Origin of the sequence: Spiroplasma endosymbiont of Cleonymus obscurus (assembly GCF_964273375.1) — a bacterium.
GTDB lineage: Bacteria > Bacillota_I > Bacilli_A > Mycoplasmatales > VBWQ01 > Spiroplasma_E.
This window is the reverse complement of the sequence record NZ_CAXWWA010000002.1, coordinates 113046-137941: the sequence shown is the minus strand read 5'-3', so window position 1 is coordinate 137941 and position 24896 is coordinate 113046. Positions and strand designations below refer to the sequence as shown.

The 24896-nt window shown below is 22.2% G+C and carries 37 protein-coding genes; 15 read left to right on the top strand and 22 right to left on the bottom strand.

Annotation, left to right across the window (positions count from 1 at the left end; all coding sequences use genetic code 4):
* The first annotated feature begins 622 nt into the window (after positions 1-622).
* On the top strand, positions 623-1861 hold the full coding sequence (locus ACI2WJ_RS01285; RefSeq protein ID WP_400255222.1) for an IS256 family transposase: 1239 nt from the start codon (positions 623-625) through the stop codon (positions 1859-1861).
* A 110-nt stretch (positions 1862-1971) separates the two neighbouring features.
* Here the strand turns inward: ACI2WJ_RS01285 and ACI2WJ_RS01280 are convergent, their stop codons facing one another.
* From ACI2WJ_RS01280 to ACI2WJ_RS01175, 22 genes are all read right to left on the bottom strand, one after another.
* A complete protein-coding gene (locus ACI2WJ_RS01280) occupies positions 1972-2094 on the bottom strand; it encodes a hypothetical protein (RefSeq protein ID WP_255495889.1) in 123 nt (40 codons plus the stop codon).
* Between the two features lie 4 nt (positions 2095-2098).
* Entirely contained in the window at positions 2099-4660 is a 2562-nt protein-coding gene (locus ACI2WJ_RS01275; protein ID WP_400254584.1) for a hypothetical protein, read from the bottom strand.
* A gap of 3 nt (positions 4661-4663) precedes the next feature.
* Entirely contained in the window at positions 4664-6361 is a 1698-nt protein-coding gene (locus tag ACI2WJ_RS01270) for a hypothetical protein (RefSeq protein WP_400254583.1), read from the bottom strand.
* A gap of 14 nt (positions 6362-6375) precedes the next feature.
* On the bottom strand, positions 6376-7560 hold the full coding sequence (locus ACI2WJ_RS01265; protein WP_400254567.1) for a hypothetical protein: 1185 nt from the start codon (positions 7558-7560) through the stop codon (positions 6376-6378).
* An 18-nt stretch (positions 7561-7578) separates the two neighbouring features.
* A complete protein-coding gene (locus ACI2WJ_RS01260) occupies positions 7579-7953 on the bottom strand; it encodes a hypothetical protein (protein WP_400254568.1) in 375 nt (124 codons plus the stop codon).
* 16 nt (positions 7954-7969) lie between these two features.
* Positions 7970-8158 (bottom strand): hypothetical protein, encoded by a 189-nt coding sequence (locus ACI2WJ_RS01255; RefSeq protein ID WP_174480113.1) that lies wholly within the window; start codon positions 8156-8158, stop codon positions 7970-7972.
* Positions 8159-8200: 42 nt separating this feature from the next.
* Positions 8201-8359 carry a hypothetical protein gene (locus ACI2WJ_RS01250; RefSeq protein ID WP_338959443.1) on the bottom strand — a complete coding sequence of 53 codons (159 nt, stop codon included), beginning with the start codon at positions 8357-8359 and terminating at the stop codon, positions 8201-8203.
* Between the two features lie 15 nt (positions 8360-8374).
* The gene (locus ACI2WJ_RS01245) at positions 8375-8797 is read right to left on the bottom strand and encodes a hypothetical protein (protein ID WP_400254569.1); all 423 of its coding nucleotides are present in this window, start codon (positions 8795-8797) and stop codon (positions 8375-8377) included.
* Positions 8798-9001: 204 nt separating this feature from the next.
* Complete coding sequence (locus ACI2WJ_RS01240; protein ID WP_400254570.1) at positions 9002-9190, bottom strand: hypothetical protein; 189 nt, start codon at positions 9188-9190, stop codon at positions 9002-9004.
* A gap of 1 nt (position 9191) precedes the next feature.
* Positions 9192-9557: a hypothetical protein gene (locus tag ACI2WJ_RS01235; protein ID WP_400254571.1), complete on the bottom strand. Its 366-nt coding sequence runs from the start codon at positions 9555-9557 to the stop codon at positions 9192-9194.
* Positions 9557-9691, bottom strand: coding sequence for a hypothetical protein (locus ACI2WJ_RS01230; protein WP_400254572.1), 135 nt, complete (start codon positions 9689-9691; stop codon positions 9557-9559). The genes ACI2WJ_RS01235 and ACI2WJ_RS01230 overlap by 1 nt, the downstream gene beginning before the upstream one ends.
* Before the next feature lie 35 nt (positions 9692-9726).
* The gene (locus ACI2WJ_RS01225) at positions 9727-10077 is read right to left on the bottom strand and encodes a hypothetical protein (RefSeq protein WP_400254573.1); all 351 of its coding nucleotides are present in this window, start codon (positions 10075-10077) and stop codon (positions 9727-9729) included.
* Between the two features lie 2 nt (positions 10078-10079).
* On the bottom strand, positions 10080-10238 hold the full coding sequence (locus ACI2WJ_RS01220) for a hypothetical protein (RefSeq protein ID WP_400254574.1): 159 nt from the start codon (positions 10236-10238) through the stop codon (positions 10080-10082).
* A gap of 3 nt (positions 10239-10241) precedes the next feature.
* Positions 10242-10535 (bottom strand): hypothetical protein, encoded by a 294-nt coding sequence (locus tag ACI2WJ_RS01215; RefSeq protein ID WP_400254575.1) that lies wholly within the window; start codon positions 10533-10535, stop codon positions 10242-10244.
* A gap of 2 nt (positions 10536-10537) precedes the next feature.
* On the bottom strand, positions 10538-11002 hold the full coding sequence (locus tag ACI2WJ_RS01210) for a hypothetical protein (RefSeq protein WP_400254576.1): 465 nt from the start codon (positions 11000-11002) through the stop codon (positions 10538-10540).
* A gap of 2 nt (positions 11003-11004) precedes the next feature.
* The gene (locus tag ACI2WJ_RS01205) at positions 11005-11271 is read right to left on the bottom strand and encodes a hypothetical protein (protein WP_400254577.1); all 267 of its coding nucleotides are present in this window, start codon (positions 11269-11271) and stop codon (positions 11005-11007) included.
* 134 nt (positions 11272-11405) lie between these two features.
* Positions 11406-11924, bottom strand: coding sequence for a hypothetical protein (locus ACI2WJ_RS01200; protein ID WP_400254578.1), 519 nt, complete (start codon positions 11922-11924; stop codon positions 11406-11408).
* 624 nt (positions 11925-12548) lie between these two features.
* Complete coding sequence (locus ACI2WJ_RS01195; protein WP_400254582.1) at positions 12549-12755, bottom strand: 23S rRNA (pseudouridine(1915)-N(3))-methyltransferase RlmH; 207 nt, start codon at positions 12753-12755, stop codon at positions 12549-12551.
* Positions 12755-13567, bottom strand: a complete 813-nt coding sequence (locus ACI2WJ_RS01190; protein WP_400254581.1) for a hypothetical protein — start codon at positions 13565-13567, stop codon at positions 12755-12757. The genes ACI2WJ_RS01195 and ACI2WJ_RS01190 overlap by 1 nt, the downstream gene beginning before the upstream one ends.
* Positions 13568-14016: 449 nt before the next feature.
* Positions 14017-14178: an ankyrin repeat domain-containing protein gene (locus tag ACI2WJ_RS01185; RefSeq protein ID WP_174481339.1), complete on the bottom strand. Its 162-nt coding sequence runs from the start codon at positions 14176-14178 to the stop codon at positions 14017-14019.
* 85 nt (positions 14179-14263) lie between these two features.
* The gene (locus tag ACI2WJ_RS01180) at positions 14264-16498 is read right to left on the bottom strand and encodes a hypothetical protein (protein ID WP_400254580.1); all 2235 of its coding nucleotides are present in this window, start codon (positions 16496-16498) and stop codon (positions 14264-14266) included.
* Positions 16499-16720: 222 nt separating this feature from the next.
* Positions 16721-18340 carry a lysine--tRNA ligase gene (locus tag ACI2WJ_RS01175; RefSeq protein ID WP_400254579.1) on the bottom strand — a complete coding sequence of 540 codons (1620 nt, stop codon included), beginning with the start codon at positions 18338-18340 and terminating at the stop codon, positions 16721-16723.
* Positions 18341-19347: 1007 nt separating this feature from the next.
* On the opposite strand from ACI2WJ_RS01175, the gene ACI2WJ_RS01170 reads away from it, so the two are divergent.
* The 14 genes from ACI2WJ_RS01170 to ACI2WJ_RS01105 all read left to right on the top strand — a co-directional run bounded on the left by ACI2WJ_RS01170 (position 19348) and on the right by ACI2WJ_RS01105 (position 24896).
* Complete coding sequence (locus tag ACI2WJ_RS01170) at positions 19348-19866, top strand: hypothetical protein (protein ID WP_400254578.1); 519 nt, start codon at positions 19348-19350, stop codon at positions 19864-19866.
* 134 nt (positions 19867-20000) lie between these two features.
* Positions 20001-20267, top strand: coding sequence for a hypothetical protein (locus ACI2WJ_RS01165; protein ID WP_400254577.1), 267 nt, complete (start codon positions 20001-20003; stop codon positions 20265-20267).
* Positions 20268-20269: 2 nt separating this feature from the next.
* Entirely contained in the window at positions 20270-20734 is a 465-nt protein-coding gene (locus ACI2WJ_RS01160) for a hypothetical protein (protein WP_400254576.1), read from the top strand.
* Between the two features lie 2 nt (positions 20735-20736).
* Positions 20737-21030, top strand: coding sequence for a hypothetical protein (locus ACI2WJ_RS01155; protein WP_400254575.1), 294 nt, complete (start codon positions 20737-20739; stop codon positions 21028-21030).
* Between the two features lie 3 nt (positions 21031-21033).
* The gene (locus ACI2WJ_RS01150; protein ID WP_400254574.1) at positions 21034-21192 is read left to right on the top strand and encodes a hypothetical protein; all 159 of its coding nucleotides are present in this window, start codon (positions 21034-21036) and stop codon (positions 21190-21192) included.
* 2 nt (positions 21193-21194) lie between these two features.
* Positions 21195-21545, top strand: a complete 351-nt coding sequence (locus ACI2WJ_RS01145) for a hypothetical protein (RefSeq protein WP_400254573.1) — start codon at positions 21195-21197, stop codon at positions 21543-21545.
* A gap of 35 nt (positions 21546-21580) precedes the next feature.
* Entirely contained in the window at positions 21581-21715 is a 135-nt protein-coding gene (locus ACI2WJ_RS01140; RefSeq protein ID WP_400254572.1) for a hypothetical protein, read from the top strand.
* Positions 21715-22080 carry a hypothetical protein gene (locus tag ACI2WJ_RS01135; protein ID WP_400254571.1) on the top strand — a complete coding sequence of 122 codons (366 nt, stop codon included), beginning with the start codon at positions 21715-21717 and terminating at the stop codon, positions 22078-22080. Before ACI2WJ_RS01140 ends, ACI2WJ_RS01135 begins: the two co-directional genes overlap by 1 nt.
* 1 nt (position 22081) lies before the next feature.
* On the top strand, positions 22082-22270 hold the full coding sequence (locus ACI2WJ_RS01130; protein WP_400254570.1) for a hypothetical protein: 189 nt from the start codon (positions 22082-22084) through the stop codon (positions 22268-22270).
* 204 nt (positions 22271-22474) lie between these two features.
* A complete protein-coding gene (locus tag ACI2WJ_RS01125; protein ID WP_400254569.1) occupies positions 22475-22897 on the top strand; it encodes a hypothetical protein in 423 nt (140 codons plus the stop codon).
* A 15-nt stretch (positions 22898-22912) separates the two neighbouring features.
* Positions 22913-23071 (top strand): hypothetical protein, encoded by a 159-nt coding sequence (locus ACI2WJ_RS01120; protein WP_338959443.1) that lies wholly within the window; start codon positions 22913-22915, stop codon positions 23069-23071.
* 42 nt (positions 23072-23113) lie between these two features.
* Positions 23114-23302 carry a hypothetical protein gene (locus ACI2WJ_RS01115; protein WP_174480113.1) on the top strand — a complete coding sequence of 63 codons (189 nt, stop codon included), beginning with the start codon at positions 23114-23116 and terminating at the stop codon, positions 23300-23302.
* A gap of 16 nt (positions 23303-23318) precedes the next feature.
* Positions 23319-23693 (top strand): hypothetical protein, encoded by a 375-nt coding sequence (locus tag ACI2WJ_RS01110; RefSeq protein ID WP_400254568.1) that lies wholly within the window; start codon positions 23319-23321, stop codon positions 23691-23693.
* Between the two features lie 18 nt (positions 23694-23711).
* Positions 23712-24896, top strand: coding sequence for a hypothetical protein (locus ACI2WJ_RS01105; protein ID WP_400254567.1), 1185 nt, complete (start codon positions 23712-23714; stop codon positions 24894-24896).

Below are 24896 nucleotides of genomic sequence, written 5' to 3'. Positions count from 1 at the left end.
TTGTTCTTGTGCTAAATTAGGGTTATTACTATATGTTCTGAAATCTAATGGAAATTGTTTTTTAATATCACTAATACTATAAATAGCACGATTAATAGTTACTTGTTCATTATTTAATGTATAAACTTCAAATAATCTTACAGTTTGTGCATTTTCTTGATAACTATCATAAAAAATAGTACATTGAATTAATTTACCAGTAATATCATAAACTCTTTGTTGTATATCTACTACTTGAAAATATAAATCATCATTAGCAATATAAATTAAATAACCACTAATTCCTAATTTACTTAATTTAAAAATAGAATTTCAATTTTTTCTATAAAATTCTTGTTGAATTAAGTATTGTTTAATAGTTTCATTATTTATTTCTAATGGAGCATTATATAAATTAGCATTATTTTCTGCTACAAAATCAGTAAAATAAGTTTCATGATTAAAATCATTAAAACCAAAATAATTTAAAATTGAAGCATGAGTACTTTTATTTTTATTAGTTAAAAATTTTACTTTTTCATTTTGATTGGTAATGTTTAGTAATCTGTGTAACTTACAAAAATAACTATGTTTAATTAATTCTAGTAAATATAATTAAATGACTAGAAAGAGTGAGTTACAGATGGCTAAAAAAGATAACTTTAATAATAATGATCCAATATCAAAAGCAGTAGATTTATTATTAGAAAATACTGAAGATTTAACAACAGTTTTTAAAGAAGGGGGTTTATATAAAGAATTAACAAAACGTTTAGTTGAAAAAATGTTGAATTCTGAGATGCAAAATTATTTAGGATATGAAAAAAATCAACATAGTAATAGTGACAATGCTCGTAATGGTATAAGTTCAAAAAAATTAATAACTCAACAAGGTAAAATTGAGATTGATGTACCACGAGATCGTAATAGTAATTTTACTCCTGTAATAGTGCCAAAAAGACAGAGAAGATTTGATGGTTTTGATCAACAAGTTCTTTCCTTATATGCAAAAGGTATGACATTATCAGATATTAGAATGCAGTTACAAGAGTTATATCAGGGTGCTGATATTAGTGAAAGTATTATTAGTCAAATTACTGATGATGTGATTGATGATGTCAAAGCATGACAAAATAGACCATTAGAAGGCATTTATCCTATTGTTTATTTTGATTGTATAGTAGTTAAAGTACGACAAGATAAACGCATTATTAACAAATCAGTTTATATAGCTTTAGGAGTTGATTTAGAAGGTAAAAAAGATGTTTTAGGTTTATGAATTAGTGAAAATGAAGGTGCTAAATTTTGATTAGCAAATTTAACAGAAATGAAAAATCGTGGCTTAAATGATATTCTTATTGCCTGCAGTGATAATTTAACAGGCATGTCAGAAGCAATACAATCAGTTTATCTTAAAACAGAACATCAATTATGCATAGTTCATCAAATTAGAAATAGTTTGAAATATGTCTCATATAAGCATAGAAAATCTCTAGTTGCAGATTTAAAACCAATTTATACTGCATGTAGTGAAGAACAAGCAATGCAGGCTTTAGAATCCTTTGAAAATAAGTGAAATAAACACTATCCTCAAATTGCTAAATCTTGATATAAAAATTGAGATAATTTAATGGTTTTTATTAGTTATCCTGCAGAAATTAAAAGAGTGATTTATACAACAAATGCTATTGAATCTGTAAATAGTCAATTACGAAAAATTATCAGAAATAAAAAAGTTTTTCCTAATGATATGGCAATTTTTAAAATATTTTATTTAGCAATTGAAAATATAACAAAAAAATGAACAATGCCCATTCAAAATTGAAATACAGCAATTGCTCATTTTATGATAAAATTTGAAGATAGAATTAATCTAAACTAGTACTTTGTAAAACAAAGATACACAGATTACATAAAAGCCTCTTTTGATTATCACTAATATTACTTTTATCTTTTCTAAAAAATCTACCTAACATAATATTCACCACCTTTTTAAAAAATTTGATTAATTTTTAATACAATTTTTACAATAATAAATATAATTAAACCAGCAACAGCAGAAGATAATAAAACTCCAATTAAACCTAAAATAATTTTTATAATTTTAAAAAACATAATATTATTCCTGTAATTCTTCTAATTTTTTAAAAATATAATCTTTACCCATACCCCACATTATTCTATTGTTATAAATATTAATTTCAGTTTGTTGGTTATTGTTATTATTTGCTATTCATAAACTACTTTTTACAACGCTTGTATCTAATTGATAATAAAAATTAATTATTTGTCAACTATAATTTTTATTATTTTCTTTAGTTGTATAATCACCATAACTTATATATATTCTATAATGTGTTTTATCTTTAAATATATATTTTATATAATTTTGATTATTATTATTTTTATCTGTTATAACTTCTCCTACTTCTTTTCAATTTGAACCACTTGGAGTTGGTGTATCATTATCTCTTAAATCAACATCTCATTCATTTTCTTTAATTTCTAAACTAATAATTTCACCATATGGATTATTTTCTGCACCATTTATTTTTAAAATTGATTTATTATCCTCAGTTGTCATAATATCCAAAGTAACATCTTCATTACCAATTTTTCCATTAATAATTGTATGAGGCGCTGTATTAAGACCCTTAGCAGTTTTAAATAAAATCATTATTGGATAACCTATTAATTTAGTTTCTCATGTTATAAGCGCTCTATATGTTTGATTAATATTAATATGAAAATCTGTTCATGTACGTTTATTAAGGCTCTTACCAACAATAACTCATTTTTCTTTACTTTCTTTTTTATTTATTTCATTAATAGCACCAGCAACAGTTTTATTAGTAGTTTCTAAATTAGAAATTTCTTGACCAACAGCATTTAATTGAAATGCAATCGGAAATTGTGCTTTTGTATCTTCTAATTTTTTATCTACTTCTGTTTTTATATAATAATTATCTAAATTAGGTATTTTATCATCTATATATTTCTTATTTGGAATATCTAAATCATCAGTTACAACTGGATTATTTCTATAAATTAAAGTTTTTCCTCCAACATTAGTTTTAATAACTTCATTAACTAATCTTGTAGTACTATCTTTATCATCTTTATTATTAAAAATCTTATCTTGTAAATTCTCTATTTTATCTTGTTTTTTATCTAATAAATTATCAACATATTCTTTAGTTGTAGCATCACTTAAAAATGTAGGGGTACCAACATCAATAATTCTTTTACCATTAACATCAATACCTTTATCATCTTTTGGTTTAATAAAATTAGGATTATCTTTATCAACTTCTCATAATGATTCACCAATACCACCAGTAGCACTAATAGTATTAGTTTTTTCATCAATCTTAATATTTTCACCAGCAATTAATTTATTTTGTTTTTTATCTAATAAATTATTAGTTTCTAGTTTTGTATAATAATCACGTTTAGTATTTTCTTCTGCTATAAATTCAGTTGGTGTCCCAGTTCCTTGATATTGATATATATTATGAATTATTGGTGTATACTTTTTTGTGCTATTAGTAATAATAAACTTTATTAAATCAACATCATATAATAATGTTACTTTGTCAATATTAACATCAATATTTTCAATTATTATTTGTTTTTGTTCTATTTGACCATTAGTAATTCTTATATTAGATTTAGTTAATTTATTATTACTTATAATAATTTGTTTACTATCAATAAAATAATATGTTCAATCAATAATATATCATGTATCTGTTTTAATATTTTCATTTTTAACTTTCTTTCATAAAGGACTAGTTTCAATATTAAATCAATTATTTTTAACATCATTAATATTTTCATTTGCTTTAATTAATTCAGTATTTAATTTGGTAATTTCATTTTCATTAGTAGTAATTCGTTTTTGTTGTTTAGCAGAAAAATCACAAGTTGGTGCATGCGTATAATCACCAATTTGTGGATTATTTTGTAATGCTTCGGGGGGTAATGTACCAATTTCATCAGGTCAATCTAAAATCATTGTTTCAGTTTCTTTATCATAATCAGTTGCAACATAACCTTTATTAATAAATTTACTAACAGGACCTCTATATATTTCATTTTCATTATCATCAACTAAATCATCATATAATTTCATTTGTTTTAATAATGTAAATTCTTTTTGTTGTTCAATTAATTCATCAACTTGATTTCTAGTATAAAATGCTTTTAAGTCAATTTTTTCAACATCTATTTCATCATCATTATAACTTGAAAATATTTGTTTTAATTCTGTTAGTCTTGCTAATATTTTCATTCTACTAGGTGCTAAATCTCAAACATTAATTGTAGGAGTACTATTTGCACTAAATTGACTACCATTATTAAATTGAATAGTAGCATCAACATTAAATTCAATTGGTGTACGATTAAATACTCAATGTTCAACCATTACATAAACCATATCTCTTAATGTTTCTTTAATTAACTCATCTTTAAAACTATCAAAAGGAAATTTAGATAAAATAAAATCAAGATAAGCATTAATATCATTTTCAGCACGAATAGCAAAAGTTTTAAATCAATCATTAACATTTGGTCATGTTTGTATATATTGCTGTGGTGTTTTTGTAATTTTTCCAGTTAATGGATATCAGTTATTATAATTTTCAAGACTGACATCAGTTCAAAGTTTATTAATCATAATTTATCATTCCTTAAAAAATGCTTTTTTATAATGCTTAGTTTTTGTTTTAGTTTTTCTATGTGAAATATGGATAATTTCTTTTTGTAATTTCTTTTTACCTTTTTCTACAACTTGACTATATGCAAACTTTTCTAAATGATGTAATAATCCTGTACCAAATAAAGTATTAACTGAAAATTTTAAACCAACACTTTTAAATGATTTATTTACATTTTCAATAGGATTATTAATAACATTTACTACTTTATGATAAGTTCTTACTATTCTTAATATTTCTCTATATACTCTAAAACTATCTCTAATTACTTGTTGAACAACTGGTGGAGCAAATGCTATTGCTTTTAATCATTTATTTTGATTAACTCCATAACCAATGTATCAACCACTATATCAACGATATCAATGGAATGGATGTATTTGAGTAACAAAAGTTTCTGCTTTAAGAATACTATCAATAACTGTAATTGGTTTATACTTAGGATTACGATGATAAATAGTAATTGCACATTTATTTAATGATAAAGGTTGAATTTTACAACCCATAAATACTGGTGAATTTAATGGAATTAATTGTGCATGTTTAATTGCTTTTTTTTCTGCACTAGTAAATAAATTAGTTACTTTTTCTTTTAATTTATTAATTTTTTCAAATGCTTGTTTTTCTAACTTTTCAAATTTTTCTTGTAATTTATATATACTTTCTCGTAATTTTTCAAAATATGGAGTATCTTTTCAAAATTTATTTAAACCTTTTTTTAAATAAAATCTAATATCAAAATACTTAAAAATTTTATTTGCATTTAAAACAATCTTATGAATTGAACTTTTTTTAAAATTAAATTTAATAGAATTAGCACGAATTTTTTGTAAATCTAAAATTAAAGTTTTTCCATATCTATTTTCTGTATGTATTGTATGAACTAAATTTAATCAATCATGCTGATTCATAGATAGTACTTTTTTTAAATCAGTATTAAATTTTTTAAAAAAGTTATTTGCTTTTTCGATATCTTTAATTTTAAATTTAGGAGTTAATTGTGGACTTAGTTTTATTAATGTATTTTGTAATAATAAGTAATCTTTTAATTCTGGTGCTTCTAATTTTTGAAAATTATTTTTATATTGTCTTTCAACAACATAACCTAAATCTCGTAATACTGTTTCACGATTAGGAGTAAAACTATAATTCATTAAATAACGTTTATTACCAATAATTTTATCTGTTAAAATTTCTTTTCCACTTACTTGACTAATAACTTCTTGTAAGTTTTTTGCTTCCTTAATTCCAACTTGTTCTAATGTTTTAGTTTTTTGTGCTAATTTAATGAATTTAGTTGTACGATAACCACGACTAATTTTATTAAGTCCAGCAAATGCAGGTAATAAATTTAAGAAAGTATTTAATTTTGTTACATTTCCTTTTAAATAATCATAAACTTGATTAATAGTAAAATCAGTTGTTGCATAAATACCAAAATTAATAGTACTTGCAATAAAATCACTTGCACCTAATCCAAGGGCTACACTTTCACTTAATCCGCCAGTAAAAGGAGCAAGTGCTACTGCTAAAACTTGTACACCAATCATTTCTAAAATTTCTCATCAAAAACTTTTATTTTCTTGTTGATTACTTATTCTAGTATGTTTTGGTTTATTTATGTTTAAAAGTATTGCTATACTAGTTGTACCAATTGGCATGATATTAATTTCCTTTATTTAAGAGTTATTTTAATTGGATTTGTTGAACCTTTATAATTTAAATCATTAACATTTGAAGAAATAACTATGTATAAGTCACCCGCTTTTTGTTTTTGATTACTTACATTAGTTTTTCCTTGTGCATCACTAAAATATTTAATAGTTGGATTTGTTAAATTTGGATTTAATGATTTAAGTTCATTAGTACTTTTTATTTGTGTATTTAATTCACTATTATTGTTATTAACATTTGCAGTAATATCAGTTGTTAAACTTGTAATTTTAGTTTTTAAATCAGTTTTTTCTGTTTTAATAACTCCACATAACATTCAACGTGAAGTTGTTTCATTATTAGAAATATATGGGATTGCTTCTCCAACAACTTCACCAGCAACTTTATATGCTCTTCCTGCTTTATCATCTTTAATAAAATCTACATAAATAACTGTATTTTCTATCATATATCTTTTCATCGCTCTTGGTGTTGCTAAAACAAAGGTCATTAATTGTTGTTCATTTTTATCATTAGTAAAAATCATATAGTCATCAAGAACGATTTCACATAATACGCCTTTTACATATAAATTATTTCCATTTAAACGTAATTGTTGTGCCAACTGATTATCGGTAATTAAACCTTTATTATCTGCTAAATAAACTAAACTATCATAAAGACCATTAGTAATAAAAAATTTACTATTTGCAATGTTTTTAAATTGAAACAAAGTATTTCAAGCAGATAACATTGATTTTAAATAGCCTACTGGTGTTGTATCTTCAATATCGATTTTAGTAGCAAATTTTGCAATTGCTTGTGTATCATCAATTGCTAATTTATCTGCTAAATCATTTGCAACTTCATATTGCATACTATCTAATAAATTTTGTCCATTATTTGCTTTTAAATCTACATCTGCAATAATTTCTCCTGCAAGATATTTTTTAGTTATTTTTTTACTAATTTTATCTGTATCAACATATGGTAATTCATATCTTTTGCTTTTATCATCTCAATCAATAATTTTTACTTCCGGTTTTTTTGGTTTTTTAACAATAAATTCAATATTTACTGAGTCAACAATTTCAGTAGGAAAAAAGTTTGCCCATGGACTATTTGAAATTTTAAAAAATTCTATAAATTCTGGTGCTTCTACTAATCTCTCTGTATTGTCTAAATTTTGATTAAATGGTACTGACATTTTATTTCTTCCTTTCGTTTATAAATAATTTTTCTTTTTATAATTAATTAAAAAATTTTCTTTATCATTTGTTTTATTATTAATAATTATTTGTTTATTGCCACCTGTATTAATTACTTCTTTAAATACTGGTTGTTCTTTAATCATTTTTTTAATAGTTTCTTCAATTTTTGAATTTTCTAGATTACTTGTTTTAAATTTTAAAAAATCATAAAATTCAGTTTTAACTTGATATTTTTTAAATATATTAATCATTTCTTTTTCTTTAATTTCTTGATTAAGTTTATTTAACTTATTTTCTGCTTCATTAACTTTATTTTCTATTTCTTGTTGATCATTATTTTCAGTTAAAGGTTCAGTTGTTTGTTGAACATTATTTTCATTTTCTAACATTTACATCACCACTTTATTATTTATTTTCTTTATTAATCTTTTCATTTAACTTTGCTAATTTTTTTTGATGTTTGATAATTTTGTTATTTGCTCTAACATGTTTTGGAGTTGTGATAAATCTTTTTAATAAAACAATAATTTCTCTGCAAATTAATGTTCCAACACTTGTTCCAATAATTATTAATTCATGTAAAAATTCTTTCATTTGAATATTTTCCTTTCAATTATTTATTGTTTATTTTTTTGATTATTCATCAAATTGACCACCATTGATTCTTTCAATCATTGACTGTGAATTACTTATAATTTTTACTAATACAGATATTTCTTTATTTAATTGTTCCAATCTTTCTTTATATGTCTGAATTTCATTATTATAATATTCAATAATTTTTTCTTTATTCATTACTTTTCACCCCCTTTATAAACTCATGTGATTATAATCTCAATTTAATGAAGCATTATCTAAAATTACATCACTCATATTAGTTCCATATTGACTACTTGTTTCACTATTAATAGTAAATCTATTATCATTAATTAATCTTGCAGTTTCATTATTAAATGGTGTTTCTTGCATTTCTTCAATATGATTTGTAGTTTCCATAGGTAATAAATTATGGATAATTTCACTTGCACCAGCAACTATTGTAGGTATAGCATAAGCATTATTAAAATCATTATTTATACCCATAGCAACACCACTTGATATTAAACAACCACCAGTTGCCATATTACAAATCTTTCTAATTTTTTCAAATTTATTAGGTATTAACTCAGTTAATCCACTAATAAGATTTGATACACCATAAGCATTTAAACTCATATATGTATCTCAATCCATTAATGACTGATTTTCTTGCTTATTTAATAGTAATCATGGTGGACCTTCTGTTGTAGTTGTAGTAGTTACTGGAATTGGTGTTGTTGAAATAATAGGATTAATATTATTTTCTGTTCATTTACTATAATTTGCTAAACCAATTGTTCCTAATCCTAATAATATTTTTTTACTACTATTAATTAATTTAGTTTTAGTATTTGGTCTTTAATTTAAATTTCATATATCTAAACCTAATTTTTTACCAAATAATAAACTATTAATTGAACCTAATACTGGATTTGCAATTACTTGACCATAATAAGCACTTGTACCAATCATTGCACAAATTGGACTTATACCAGTTCTAATTAATTTAGTTAAAATATAATTTGATTGATTTTCTATACTTGGCATTTTATTCTCCTTTATTTGTTTTTATCAGTTCTCTTATAACATCTAATAACGAATCTACTACATAAGAATTTAATTCAAATTCATAATTTCTAATTTTAATTTTTTCCTTTTGCATTTGTTTATTCTCCTTTAATTTTGCTAATTTTTTAATTGTTACTTTAATTCAACCTTGATAAACATCATTATCACCAACTATTAATGCAACATTACTTTCAGGGTCAGAAACAATTATGTGTTTTGATTTAACATTTGGGTATTGTCTTAAAATAATTGCTCTAATATCATTACTTGTATGAATTGCTTTTGGAAATGGTGATAATATTTCAATTTCATCTTTATTTTCAAATAAAGTAGGTAATATTATCATTAGTCAAATTCACCTCTTTCAAGTCTTATAATTCAGTCTTCTAACTCATAAAGTTTGGATGAATATTCTCTTAATGAATTATTCAATAAATCTATTCTTTCTTTCATAGAAATAATTAATTTTTCTTTATTCATAATTTAAATTTTCTTTTCTAACTCTTTTATTTTGTTTATTCATTATCAAAGTATCCCTCATTAATATAAATTTGAAGATTAAATAAAACACTTTCTTTTCCTAATTTAAATGAATCACTAGAATTAGATTCTTTATTTTCTTTTAGAGTTGTTATAATAAAATTAATTAATTTTTCTTTATTAATACAATTTTTATGTCTTGATTTATTAATTTCATCAACTTTAATTCTATGTTCTTTACAATATGCTCTACAATATTCATCAAATTGCTCTTCTGTCATATTTTCACATTGTCTTTGTCTTTGTTCATTTTTAATTTCATCATAATGTGGTTCATGAATAAATTTTTCAAATGTTATTGTTTCAGTTCATGTACATCTATTCATTATTATTTCTCCTTATTTTCATTTTGATTAGCAATTTCACTTAATATTTTTAATACTTTATATTCATTTTTTAATTCTTTAATAATAAATATTAAAAATATTATTAGTGTTATACTTGTTATTAATATTGGTACTATTAATAAAATTTTTCATAATATCATTTTTTACTCTTTTCATTTTTTAAATCATTTAACATTTATTGAACAAAATGCACGATTTTTAGGAATGTTTAAAGTATTAAAAATTTGACCAGTTACTATAATTTCATCATTTTTGTTTAATAAAATACAGCGTCTATAAAATTTTGGGTTGTTAAAAATTAAAGTAACATAGTTTAAACCATTTCACTGACCTCGAACACTATAATATAATTCTTTATTACCTTTTTCGTAATATTTTGTTTCAATATTGTTACTAAGTTTTACTGTTAATTTAACATAATTTGCTTTATCTTTCATTTTTATAATTTCCTTAAATAATTATCAAAAATTAATATTTTTTTATGATTTTTTAAATAATATTGAATATGCTTATAAGCATCTTGTTCATGTTTTGTTAATTTTATATTTCCTTTATATTCTGTTATTTTATTTTTATTTTTTGGGTAGTTTTCTAGATAATCTCAGTTGAAAACATCTTGAACTAATACCATTAATGCACCAATGATTTTAGGAGTTGCTAATGGATTAGTTAATAATTGTTTTGAACTTAAAAAAAAATTTTCTACAATAACTAATATTTTTTTATCAATAAATTTTTCTTTAATTAATTTAAATTTTTCTTTATACATATTTTTAGTTCATAAAACAGTTAATGTATTAAATGTTTCATTAAAAACAATATTATTTGTTTCATTTGAATATATAACAATTCCATTATTACCAATACCAGCGGGGTCAATCCCAATAATTAAGTCATATTTCATTATTAATCAAATTCTCGATTATTGATTTTTTTAATTAATGAATAATATATTGCATCATTACTTGCACTTCTATATCCATCATTTTCAATTTTATTTTTTAAATATGTAATTAATTTTTCTTTATATTCATTAATTATTTCTTTTTTAAAATCTTTTCTTAATTTTTTTATATTATTTAAATGTTCTTCTGTTATTTCTTTACTACGTTTTTTATTATATTCATTAATTATTTCTTGGTCTTTATAAGAAAATAGTTTTTCTTTATTCATATTTATAACTCCTACTTAACCTAATATTTAAAATACAGTCATAACAAATTGCTTTACTATTTTTATCTCTTAAAAAATATTTTCTTGTTTTTATATCATTAGTATTAAAGAATAAATAATCTAATTTATGTTGTTTACATGTTCAACAAAAATACTTTTTCATTATGAGTTGAAATTTCCTTATAAGAAGTAACTATATAATTAATTGGTAAATCATCATGTTTATATGGATTATTTATTTTAAAGCCTTTTCTGTTTTCTTCTCACGTAATGTTATATTTAAAACAAGGATTAGTAATTTTAGTTTTGTTATCAGTTATTTCACCTATAAATCAACTATTATGCTGTTCATAAAATGTTAATGGTTCAAGTTTTATATCATTAAGATAATATTCTTTTGGAGCAATTGGTTTATTAACAGTTATTTTTTGGTCTTTAATATATGGTTCTAATAATTTTATTAATTCATTACCACTTAATTCTCTTTTAATATTTTCTAAATTAAAAACTCAATATGTATATTTATCATCAGCAATAAAACTATTATTTTTAACCATTCATTTTGGACATTGTAATTTATATTCACCATAATCAATAAGAATAGATTGTGGTCTATCTTTAACAATTTGTTCTTTTTTAAATTCGATTTGCATAATAATCCTTTCCTAATATGTTCTGTTGCTTCTAGCATAAAGAACATATATTTTGATTTTTAGATTATTAATAATACTACTATTAGTTTTATTCATTCCATGAAAACTGGGCTCAAAAATTTTTCAAAAAAAATAAAAAATAAAACCAACACTTGCTCACTTGGTAGTGGCAAGGTTGGTTAAATAAAGAATAGAATTAATACAATAGGTCCCTACAACAGGTCTATATATACTAGTTTCCAATTCGCTCCCACCCCAAGAATTACCATTAAATGGTTAGTATATTTTATTAGGTATCACTCCACTTTTTATTTATCCATGCAAGTCCACATGCTCTAGCTACTATTTTTAACAACTGTGTTGTAGTTCACTTTTTTAGTTCCCTAACACGTGTTGATAATAGCGTTAAAGAGGTTTATTAAAAATTTTAAAATTTTACAATTACAAAAAAAAAGACAAGATTTTTATTCTCGTCTTTTGTCATTTATTTTTAATTCAAGGGTAAAAAAAGAAAGGAGCTATTTTTAAAACTTTTTAGTTACCGACATCTTCGACACGCTCCCTAAATATCTGTGATAATTGTTTACTACTTATTAATTGTCCTGATAAATCTAATAAAAATCATTAATAATCATTATTCTTTGATATGTATTCGGTGATTTTATTGGTTTCAATTTTAATATTATTAGGAATTGAATTTAATTTAGATTCGATAATATTTTTTGTTTCAATATTAGTTCGCTTTTTAATTCGTTCTAAATAATCTTTGGCGGCTGATTTTCAATATGTTTGTGACAACTGGCCAATACAAACAATTTTAATATTTATCATTATAATTCTGAAAAAGCCATGTTATTTATTTTTTCATGAACCACTTTATCTGGGTTACGAAAATCAACATCACCCAAAGCTTTATCAATAGTATTTGGATTAATAACAACTATTTCTTTTTTATTTTTATCAACTCATAAACTAAAAATTACATCAATTTGAATATTAAAATCAATTTTAAAAGTCTTGTTCATTTTTGAATCTTTCATTATAAAGAATAAATGAATTCAACCTTTTTTAATAATAGTTTTATTTTTATCATCTTTAAAGTCAGTAATTTTTGGTGAAACAATACTAGTTTTAGCAACTTTTGAAGGGTTTTCTGCTTCTGTTGCTGTTTCATATGTAACATATCAATAACCATAATATTGCTGTTTAAATATATCATTATCAGTTAAACCAAAAACTAAAAGACTTCCATTTGCATCTTTACAACTAAATGGTTCATTCATTACTTTATCTGGATCATTATTAACATTATAATTAATACTCTCATAATTACCTGATTTATATTGGTCACTATTATAAAAATCCCTAGCAGCATCTGTAACTTCTAATGCATTACGATCAATTCTAATTTTGTCTGCTGCTAGTTGCATAAATGCAGTAAGTGGTTTGTATAAAAGTTTAGTATCATATTGATAGTATTTATTATAAACATAATCAACTAACGGATCACCTTCTTTGTTTGATGGCTCGTTTTCAAAATTTGCTTGAATTTTTAAACCATCTCCAGTACCACAAGCCACAATAGTACTCACAGAAGAAGAAAGTAAACTAAGTGTTGAAAATAAAGTGATTAATTTACGCATTTGATTGTTATTCTCCTTAAACTAAATAATAATTAAATATTCACTAAGAATTGTAACTTATTTTTTTATAAAAAGCAAAAGGAAATTCATATAGGTAAAAATACATTTTTTAAAATTAAAATATTAATGTTTATTTTAATATTTTAATAAAAATTATTATTATCATAAAAGGAATTAAATTTTTATCATTGATAATTGCTTTTGCCAATCTATTTCATCTTTAAAAAATCAGATTTATTAATTTTTTGTTGAAATTTCATTGCTTCTTCATATGTTGGTAATTTGTCTTTATTTTCTTTTAATATACTTTCATATGTTGATAATTTATCTTCATTTTGTTCTAAAATTTCTTCATCTAAAATATCGTTAGTTTTTGCATTAAAAAAAATTAAAGACTTCCAAATGATTATTTCAAACGACTAATATTAAAGCATTATGTCCATATTCATTTACTTGATAAAGATTTCATTATTATCTATTAAATACTTAACTATCTCTAAATCATTATCTTTGATAGCTAACATCAAAATAGTGAAACCATCTTTAATTACATAATTTATACTAACACCATTCCTAACTAATAATTTAACTTTTTCTAAGTTATTATTCATAATAAATACTCTTTTTTTTCTAATGTACTTTTTTTCTCTTTCTATAAATTAAACTTGATACAATAATAAATTTAATCTTATTAGTTTAAATTGTATTTAATATTTCTGCTTTTGTTTCCAAAGGTAATTGAGATTCTATTAAGCCCATATTCTCTCATTTTTGTTTGCTTGCATTTTTTGATTCTTCTGATAAAGGTTGCTGTAACTCTGGAATTTCAGTACTTATTAATTTTCATACTTCATTTAAAGATGTTAATTTTATTTCTTCTTCATTTAATTTATTTTTAATTTTTTGTTCTTCTTTTTTTGAATTTTTTTTATTTAAACTATTTTTTAAATTATCACAATTTTCAGTAGTTTTTTTAATTTCCATTACAAAAAAATCTCTAATATTTTCCGATGTTGTAGATAAATCTTTTACTTCATCTTCATGTAATTCCTTTATTGAAATTATTTTTTTTTCTAAATCATTTATTTGAAATTCTAGTTTTTCAATGGTTTTATTTTGTTCCTCAATTTTTTGATCTTGTCAACTAGGCTTCTCATTTTCTTCATTTATTTCGGTTTGGATTTCAATACTTACTAATTTTGATTGATTAATTGTTCTTAAATACTCCTGAATTTTTTCCTTTTTTTCTCTAATTGCATTTTCTATTATTTCTTTTTCTTTTAATTTAAAATTAATTTTTAAAGTTGTGAAATCATTTTTAAATTCATTTTCTATTTTTTCATTTTCTTCTCTTATGTTTTCTAAATTATTTTGAATGTTAAAATTTTCATTAAATTTTTTAATACTATCAGCATTTTGTTCTCAATAATTTTCAATAATCTTAATAAATTCCATATTTTCTAATTTATTAACTTCTTTTAAGAAATTAATAAATATTTTTTGATCTTTACTAATATTTTTAATTCATTTTTCTTTTATTTTTTTAAGTTCAAACATCATCGTATGTTTATTTTGCTTAAAAAAATCCTCAATTTTATTAATTTTATCCTCAATTTTTTTTCCTTTTTTATCATTAATACTTAACTCGGTATCATGTCTTGTAATATTATATTGTAACTCCGCAATATAATCATTCTTTTTCTTAATATCACTATTCTTTTTTTTAATCACTACATCTATTTCTTTTAAATATTGTTTTTTTCCTTTTTTATCATCTGAAATATTTGGAATAAATATTTGATTTTCAATATTATTTTTATTTTCTTCTAAATCTTGCAAGTAAGTAATTTTTTTAATTTTTATATTTTTCTTTCGTTTTTCTAAATTTTCAATTTGTTTTCTTTTTTTTGCTATCTCTTTCTCATGTATTCTAATTTGTTCTTTTTTTTCTTCTAATTCATTTTTAAATAATTCTATACTTTCTTTCACTTTATCTTTAGTTTTAATAATTTCTTCTTGTTCACTTATTAATTCTTTTTCTCGATCATTATATTTTTCAAATATATCATTGTATATTCTTTCTTCATTTTTAATAATTTTTTTAATATATCGGTTAAATATGTCATCTATTAATTCAAAGAAAAATACAAAATTTTTATCAAATTTACTTTTTAAATCTTTATCTTCATTTAAAATTAATTTATATTTATCTCCACTTTTCATTCTAAATGCTCAAAAAGATAAAATTAATTGAGTCATAACTTCTTCTTTAAAAAGGTTTTCAAAAATTTTCTCTTTTTTATTTTCTAATTCCTCATTTTTTTGATATAGCCTACGAATTTCTTTATTAATTTTTATTTTTAATTCTCGTGTTTTTTTTAAAAACTCTTTTTTATTTTCAAAAATGTTTAAATTTATTGTTTTTAAAAAAATAATATCATTACTTATTGTTTCACTTAAAAAATTAAAAAGATTAAAATAATCTGTGATTTCAGTAAACTCAGTACTATTTTGGCTAACTTTATTAATTTTATTTTGTTCAATTAATGTTTTATTTTTCTCCAAGGATAATAATTTTTCATTTTGTTCTTTAATTTTACTATCAAGTTCTATTAAAAAATAATCTAATTGTCTAATTAATTTTAAATTTTCTTTTTTTTCTCAAAAATAAGAAAAGAAATTATATTTTAAATCATTTCTTAATTCTTTAATTAATTTATCTAAATCAGTTTTTTTATTTTCTTTTAATTGAGTTAATGGTGCTGATGTACTTGGGTTTTCAAAATCAGTATCTTCTGAATTAGAAAAAAAATTATCTTTTTCATTGTATTCTTTAAAAAAATTCTTAAAAGTTTCAACAACTTCGTCTAAATTTTCATCAGTTAAAGGATAATTTCTAAATTTTTTTATTAATTCATTAAATCAGGGCATAAATCTTATTCTCCTAAATTTTATTTATAAAATAAAAAATCAATTGTTTTTAAATAAAACAATGGGTTTGAAAACTTATATTTTTCAATCTTTTGTGTTAATAACAATAAAACGCTCCTTATTCTAAAGAACTATCTTGATTATAACTAATTAATTTATCTTTTTTTTAAAAAAAGATAAATTACTATTATATGTTTATATAATAAAAATTTATCACAAAAATTATTTTTCAGTTCTGGGTTTCATATGTGGAAATAATAACACATCTTTAATACTATTTTGACCAGTTATTAACATAACCAACCGATCAATACCAATGCCCAATCCACCTGTTGGTGGCATACCATACTCCAATGCTTCAACAAAGTCTAAATCCATAGTTGCTGCTTCATCATTACCACTATTTTTTTCTTTTACTTGCTCTTCAAAACGATTATATTGTTGCAAAGAATCATTTAGTTCCGAATAAGCATTTGCATATTCTCTACCAGCAATAAATAATTCAAAACGATCAGTAAACTCTTTACTATTTTTATTTAATTTAGCAAGTGGTGAAATTTCAATTGGATAATCAAAAATAAAAGTAGGTTGAATTAAAGTTTCTTCAACAAAAGATTCAAAAAATAAATTAATAATATGACCAGTACTATTATAATGATCTGGAATATGAAGTTTATAATTTTTTGCAAGTTTTAATATAAGTTTAAATGTTTTATTTTTTTCAATATTTCTAATATTATCATCTTCAATATTATGATATTTTAAAATCATATCACTAATTTCTTGGAAAATTTTAGTAAACTCTTTATCTTTGATCATAGCTTTTTTAATTGAATCAATCATACTAATTTTTTTTCATGATTTTTCAAAATTTAATATATTTTCATCATATTCTAATGTTAATTTATTATGCACTATATTAATTAAATGTTTTATACAAGACTCTGTTAAATCCATCATATATTTCATATCTTGATAGGCAACATAAATTTCAATAGTTGTAAATTCTGGATTATGTTTTTTACTCATACCTTCATTACGAAATAATCTACCAATTTCATAAACTTTTTCAAAACCACCAACTATTAATCTTTTTAAATGTAATTCAGTAGCAATTCGTAAATATAAATCGGTTTTTAATGTATTATGATGAGTAATAAAAGGTTTAGCGGCAGCACCACCATATACTTCTTGTAAAATAGGTGTTTCAACTTCTAAATAACCTTTATTATTTAAAAAACTTCTTAATTCATTAATAATTTGTGTACGTTGTAAAAATGTTTTTTTAGTTTCTTGATTCATAATTAAATCTACATATCTTCGTCGATAACGTTCTTCAATATCTGTTAAACCATGAAATTTATCTGGTAAAGATCTAAGTGCTTTTGATAACATTACAATATCATAGACTTGAACTGTTAGTTCTCCTTTATTGGTTTTCATAACCTTACCTTTAATACCAAAAAAATCGCCTAAATCTGCATATTCTGCAAATCATTCAAATTTTTTTTGATTAACATATTCTGGTTTTAAATAAATTTGAAATTTACCTGTTTGATCTTGCAAATGAGCAAAGATTGAACCCTTTCCCATTTCTCTTTTTGTCATTAATCTACCTGCCATTTTAATTTGATCATTAGGTAAATTAGCAACAAATTTTGCTAACTCTTCTTTATTTTTATTTCTAAATTCGCTATTTAAAGTTTCACAATTATAATTTCTTTCTCAATTACGCCCATAAATATCATAATTTTGCTTATATAAATCTTGTATTTTTTGATATCTTAATGCTTCTTGCTCTGTCAAAATACGTCCATTAATTTCAAGTTTAGTTTCTTTCATTGTTTTCATCCTTTGTATTTAAAATAAGTATTTAAAATAAAAAAATTAAATTAAATAAGATTGTTTAGGTTTATACATAATGATATCAATTTTCAATACCAAATTCTACTGTCAACAATTAATTTTAAATTTTATAATAAAACCCTTATATTTATAATAAGGATTAAAGTTTAATTTAAATATTTCTACTAATAGATATCTATAAAAATTAGAGATAATTTATTAAACATTTTTTACTTTCTAAATATTAATTTTGTATAAAACATGTTTTGCTAAAATATCACTTTTATTTATTTTTGGATTTTTGGGAGCGTGTCGAAGATGTCGGTAACTAAAAAGTTTTAAAAATAGCTCCTTTCTTTTTTTACCCTTGAATTAAAAATAAATGACAAAAGACGAGAATAAAAATCTTGTCTTTTTTTTGTAATTGTAAAATTTTAAAATTTTTAATAAACCTCTTTAACGCTATTATCAACACGTGTTAGGGAACTAAAAAAGTGAACTACAACACAGTTGTTAAAAATAGTAGCTAGAGCATGTGGACTTGCATGGATAAATAAAAAGTGGAGTGATACCTAATAAAATATACTAACCATTTAATGGTAATTCTTGGGGTGGGAGCGAATTGGAAACTAGTATATATAGACCTGTTGTAGGGACCTATTGTATTAATTCTATTCTTTATTTAACCAACCTTGCCACTACCAAGTGAGCAAGTGTTGGTTTTATTTTTTATTTTTTTTGAAAAATTTTTGGGCGAGAAAATAAATTTCAAACTTGTAAAAAAAATTGAGCGGGGCCGGTTCAATTAAAATATTAATTTGCTTAACACAAATTAAATAAATATTGAATCGAATGCCTCAATGTTTTTTAAAATTTCACAATTTATTTTTGAGCCCAGTTTTCATGGAATGAATAAAACTAATAGTAGTATTATTAATAATCTAAAAATCAAAATATATGTTCTTTATGCTAGAAGCAACAGAACATATTAGGAAAGGATTATTATGCAAATCGAATTTAAAAAAGAACAAATTGTTAAAGATAGACCACAATCTATTCTTATTGATTATGGTGAATATAAATTACAATGTCCAAAATGAATGGTTAAAAATAATAGTTTTATTGCTGATGATAAATATACATATTGAGTTTTTAATTTAGAAAATATTAAAAGAGAATTAAGTGGTAATGAATTAATAAAATTATTAGAACCATATATTAAAGACCAAAAAATAACTGTTAATAAACCAATTGCTCCAAAAGAATATTATCTTAATGATATAAAACTTGAACCATTAACATTTTATGAACAGCATAATAGTTGATTTATAGGTGAAATAACTGATAACAAAACTAAAATTACTAATCCTTGTTTTAAATATAACATTACGTGAGAAGAAAACAGAAAAGGCTTTAAAATAAATAATCCATATAAACATGATGATTTACCAATTAATTATATAGTTACTTCTTATAAGGAAATTTCAACTCATAATGAAAAAGTATTTTTGTTGAACATGTAAACAACATAAATTAGATTATTTATTCTTTAATACTAATGATATAAAAACAAGAAAATATTTTTTAAGAGATAAAAATAGTAAAGCAATTTGTTATGACTGTATTTTAAATATTAGGTTAAGTAGGAGTTATAAATATGAATAAAGAAAAACTATTTTCTTATAAAGACCAAGAAATAATTAATGAATATAATAAAAAACGTAGTAAAGAAATAACAGAAGAACATTTAAATAATATAAAAAAATTAAGAAAAGATTTTAAAAAAGAAATAATTAATGAATATAAAGAAAAATTAATTACATATTTAAAAAATAAAATTGAAAATGATGGATATAGAAGTGCAAGTAATGATGCAATATATTATTCATTAATTAAAAAAATCAATAATCGAGAATTTGATTAATAATGAAATATGACTTAATTATTGGGATTGACCCCGCTGGTATTGGTAATAATGGAATTGTTATATATTCAAATGAAACAAATAATATTGTTTTTAATGAAACATTTAATACATTAACTGTTTTATGAACTAAAAATATGTATAAAGAAAAATTTAAATTAATTAAAGAAAAATTTATTGATAAAAAAATATTAGTTATTGTAGAAAATTTCTTTTTAAGTTCAAAACAATTATTAACTAATCCATTAGCAACTCCTAAAATCATTGGTGCATTAATGGTATTAGTTCAAGATGTTTTCAACTGAGATTATCTAGAAAACTACCCAAAAAATAAAAATAAAATAACAGAATATAAAGGAAATATAAAATTAACAAAACATGAACAAGATGCTTATAAGCATATTCAATATTATTTAAAAAATCATAAAAAAATATTAATTTTTGATAATTATTTAAGGAAATTATAAAAATGAAAGATAAAGCAAATTATGTTAAATTAACAGTAAAACTTAGTAACAATATTGAAACAAAATATTACGAAAAAGGTAATAAAGAATTATATTATAGTGTTCGAGGTCAGTGAAATGGTTTAAACTATGTTACTTTAATTTTTAACAACCCAAAATTTTATAGACGCTGTATTTTATTAAACAAAAATGATGAAATTATAGTAACTGGTCAAATTTTTAATACTTTAAACATTCCTAAAAATCGTGCATTTTGTTCAATAAATGTTAAATGATTTAAAAAATGAAAAGAGTAAAAAATGATATTATGAAAAATTTTATTAATAGTACCAATATTAATAACAAGTATAACACTAATAATATTTTTAATATTTATTATTAAAGAATTAAAAAATGAATATAAAGTATTAAAAATATTAAGTGAAATTGCTAATCAAAATGAAAATAAGGAGAAATAATAATGAATAGATGTACATGAACTGAAACAATAACATTTGAAAAATTTATTCATGAACCACATTATGATGAAATTAAAAATGAACAAAGACAAAGACAATGTGAAAATATGACAGAAGAGCAATTTGATGAATATTGTAGAGCATATTGTAAAGAACATAGAATTAAAGTTGATGAAATTAATAAATCAAGACATAAAAATTGTATTAATAAAGAAAAATTAATTAATTTTATTATAACAACTCTAAAAGAAAATAAAGAATCTAATTCTAGTGATTCATTTAAATTAGGAAAAGAAAGTGTTTTATTTAATCTTCAAATTTATATTAATGAGGGATACTTTGATAATGAATAAACAAAATAAAAGAGTTAGAAAAGAAAATTTAAATTATGAATAAAGAAAAATTAATTATTTCTATGAAAGAAAGAATAGATTTATTGAATAATTCATTAAGAGAATATTCATCCAAACTTTATGAGTTAGAAGACTGAATTATAAGACTTGAAAGAGGTGAATTTGACTAATGATAATATTACCTACTTTATTTGAAAATAAAGATGAAATTGAAATATTATCACCATTTCCAAAAGCAATTCATACAAGTAATGATATTAGAGCAATTATTTTAAGACAATACCCAAATGTTAAATCAAAACACATAATTGTTTCTGACCCTGAAAGTAATGTTGCATTAATAGTTGGTGATAATGATGTTTATCAAGGTTGAATTAAAGTAACAATTAAAAAATTAGCAAAATTAAAGGAGAATAAACAAATGCAAAAGGAAAAAATTAAAATTAGAAATTATGAATTTGAATTAAATTCTTATGTAGTAGATTCGTTATTAGATGTTATAAGAGAACTGATAAAAACAAATAAAGGAGAATAAAATGCCAAGTATAGAAAATCAATCAAATTATATTTTAACTAAATTAATTAGAACTGGTATAAGTCCAATTTGTGCAATGATTGGTACAAGTGCTTATTATGGTCAAGTAATTGCAAATCCAGTATTAGGTTCAATTAATAGTTTATTATTTGGTAAAAAATTAGGTTTAGATATATGAAATTTAAATTAAAGACCAAATACTAAAACTAAATTAATTAATAGTAGTAAAAAAATATTATTAGGATTAGGAACAATTGGTTTAGCAAATTATAGTAAATGAACAGAAAATAATATTAATCCTATTATTCCAACAACACCAATTCCAGTAACTACTACAACTACAACAGAAGGTCCACCATGATTACTATTAAATAAGCAAGAAAATCAGTCATTAATGGATTGAGATACATATATGAGTTTAAATGCTTATGGTGTATCAAATCTTATTAGTGGATTAACTGAATTAATACCTAATAAATTTGAAAAAATTAGAAAGATTTGTAATATGGCAACTGGTGGTTGTTTAATATCAAGTGGTGTTGCTATGGGTATAAATAATGATTTTAATAATGCTTATGCTATACCTACAATAGTTGCTGGTGCAAGTGAAATTATCCATAATTTATTACCTATGGAAACTACAAATCATATTGAAGAAATGCAAGAAACACCATTTAATAATGAAACTGCAAGATTAATTAATGATAATAGATTTACTATTAATAGTGAAACAAGTAGTCAATATGGAACTAATATGAGTGATGTAATTTTAGATAATGCTTCATTAAATTGAGATTATAATCACATGAGTTTATAAAGGGGGTGAAAAGTAATGAATAAAGAAAAAATTATTGAATATTATAATAATGAAATTCAGACATATAAAGAAAGATTGGAACAATTAAATAAAGAAATATCTGTATTAGTAAAAATTATAAGTAATTCACAGTCAATGATTGAAAGAATCAATGGTGGTCAATTTGATGAATAATCAAAAAAATAAACAATAAATAATTGAAAGGAAAATATTCAAATGAAAGAATTTTTACATGAATTAATAATTATTGGAACAAGTGTTGGAACATTAATTTGCAGAGAAATTATTGTTTTATTAAAAAGATTTATCACAACTCCAAAACATGTTAGAGCAAATAACAAAATTATCAAACATCAAAAAAAATTAGCAAAGTTAAATGAAAAGATTAATAAAGAAAATAAATAATAAAGTGGTGATGTAAATGTTAGAAAATGAAAATAATGTTCAACAAACAACTGAACCTTTAACTGAAAATAATGATCAACAAGAAATAGAAAATAAAGTTAATGAAGCAGAAAATAAGTTAAATAAACTTAATCAAGAAATTAAAGAAAAAGAAATGATTAATATATTTAAAAAATATCAAGTTAAAACTGAATTTTATGATTTTTTAAAATTTAAAACAAGTAATCTAGAAAATTCAAAAATTGAAGAAACTATTAAAAAAATGATTAAAGAACAACCAGTATTTAAAGAAGTAATTAATACAGGTGGCAATAAACAAATAATTATTAATAATAAAACAAATGATAAAGAAAATTTTTTAATTAATTATAAAAAGAAAAATTATTTATAAACGAAAGGAAGAAATAAAATGTCAGTACCATTTAATCAAAATTTAGACAATACAGAGAGATTAGTAGAAGCACCAGAATTTATAGAATTTTTTAAAATTTCAAATAGTCCATGGGCAAACTTTTTTCCTACTGAAATTGTTGACTCAGTAAATATTGAATTTATTGTTAAAAAACCAAAAAAACCGGAAGTAAAAATTATTGATTGAGATGATAAAAGCAAAAGATATGAATTACCATATGTTGATACAGATAAAATTAGTAAAAAAATAACTAAAAAATATCTTGCAGGAGAAATTATTGCAGATGTAGATTTAAAAGCAAATAATGGACAAAATTTATTAGATAGTATGCAATATGAAGTTGCAAATGATTTAGCAGATAAATTAGCAATTGATGATACACAAGCAATTGCAAAATTTGCTACTAAAATCGATATTGAAGATACAACACCAGTAGGCTATTTAAAATCAATGTTATCTGCTTGAAATACTTTGTTTCAATTTAAAAACATTGCAAATAGTAAATTTTTTATTACTAATGGTCTTTATGATAGTTTAGTTTATTTAGCAGATAATAAAGGTTTAATTACCGATAATCAGTTGGCACAACAATTACGTTTAAATGGAAATAATTTATATGTAAAAGGCGTATTATGTGAAATCGTTCTTGATGACTATATGATTTTTACTAATGATAAAAATGAACAACAATTAATGACCTTTGTTTTAGCAACACCAAGAGCGATGAAAAGATATATGATAGAAAATACAGTTATTTATGTAGATTTTATTAAAGATGATAAAGCAGGAAGAGCATATAAAGTTGCTGGTGAAGTTGTTGGAGAAGCAATCCCATATATTTCTAATAATGAAACAACTTCACGTTGAATGTTATGTGGAGTTATTAAAACAGAAAAAACTGATTTAAAAACTAAAATTACAAGTTTAACAACTGATATTACTGCAAATGTTAATAACAATAATAGTGAATTAAATACACAAATAAAAAGTACTAATGAACTTAAATCATTAAATCCAAATTTAACAAATCCAACTATTAAATATTTTAGTGATGCACAAGGAAAAACTAATGTAAGTAATCAAAAACAAAAAGCGGGTGACTTATACATAGTTATTTCTTCAAATGTTAATGATTTAAATTATAAAGGTTCAACAAATCCAATTAAAATAACTCTTAAATAA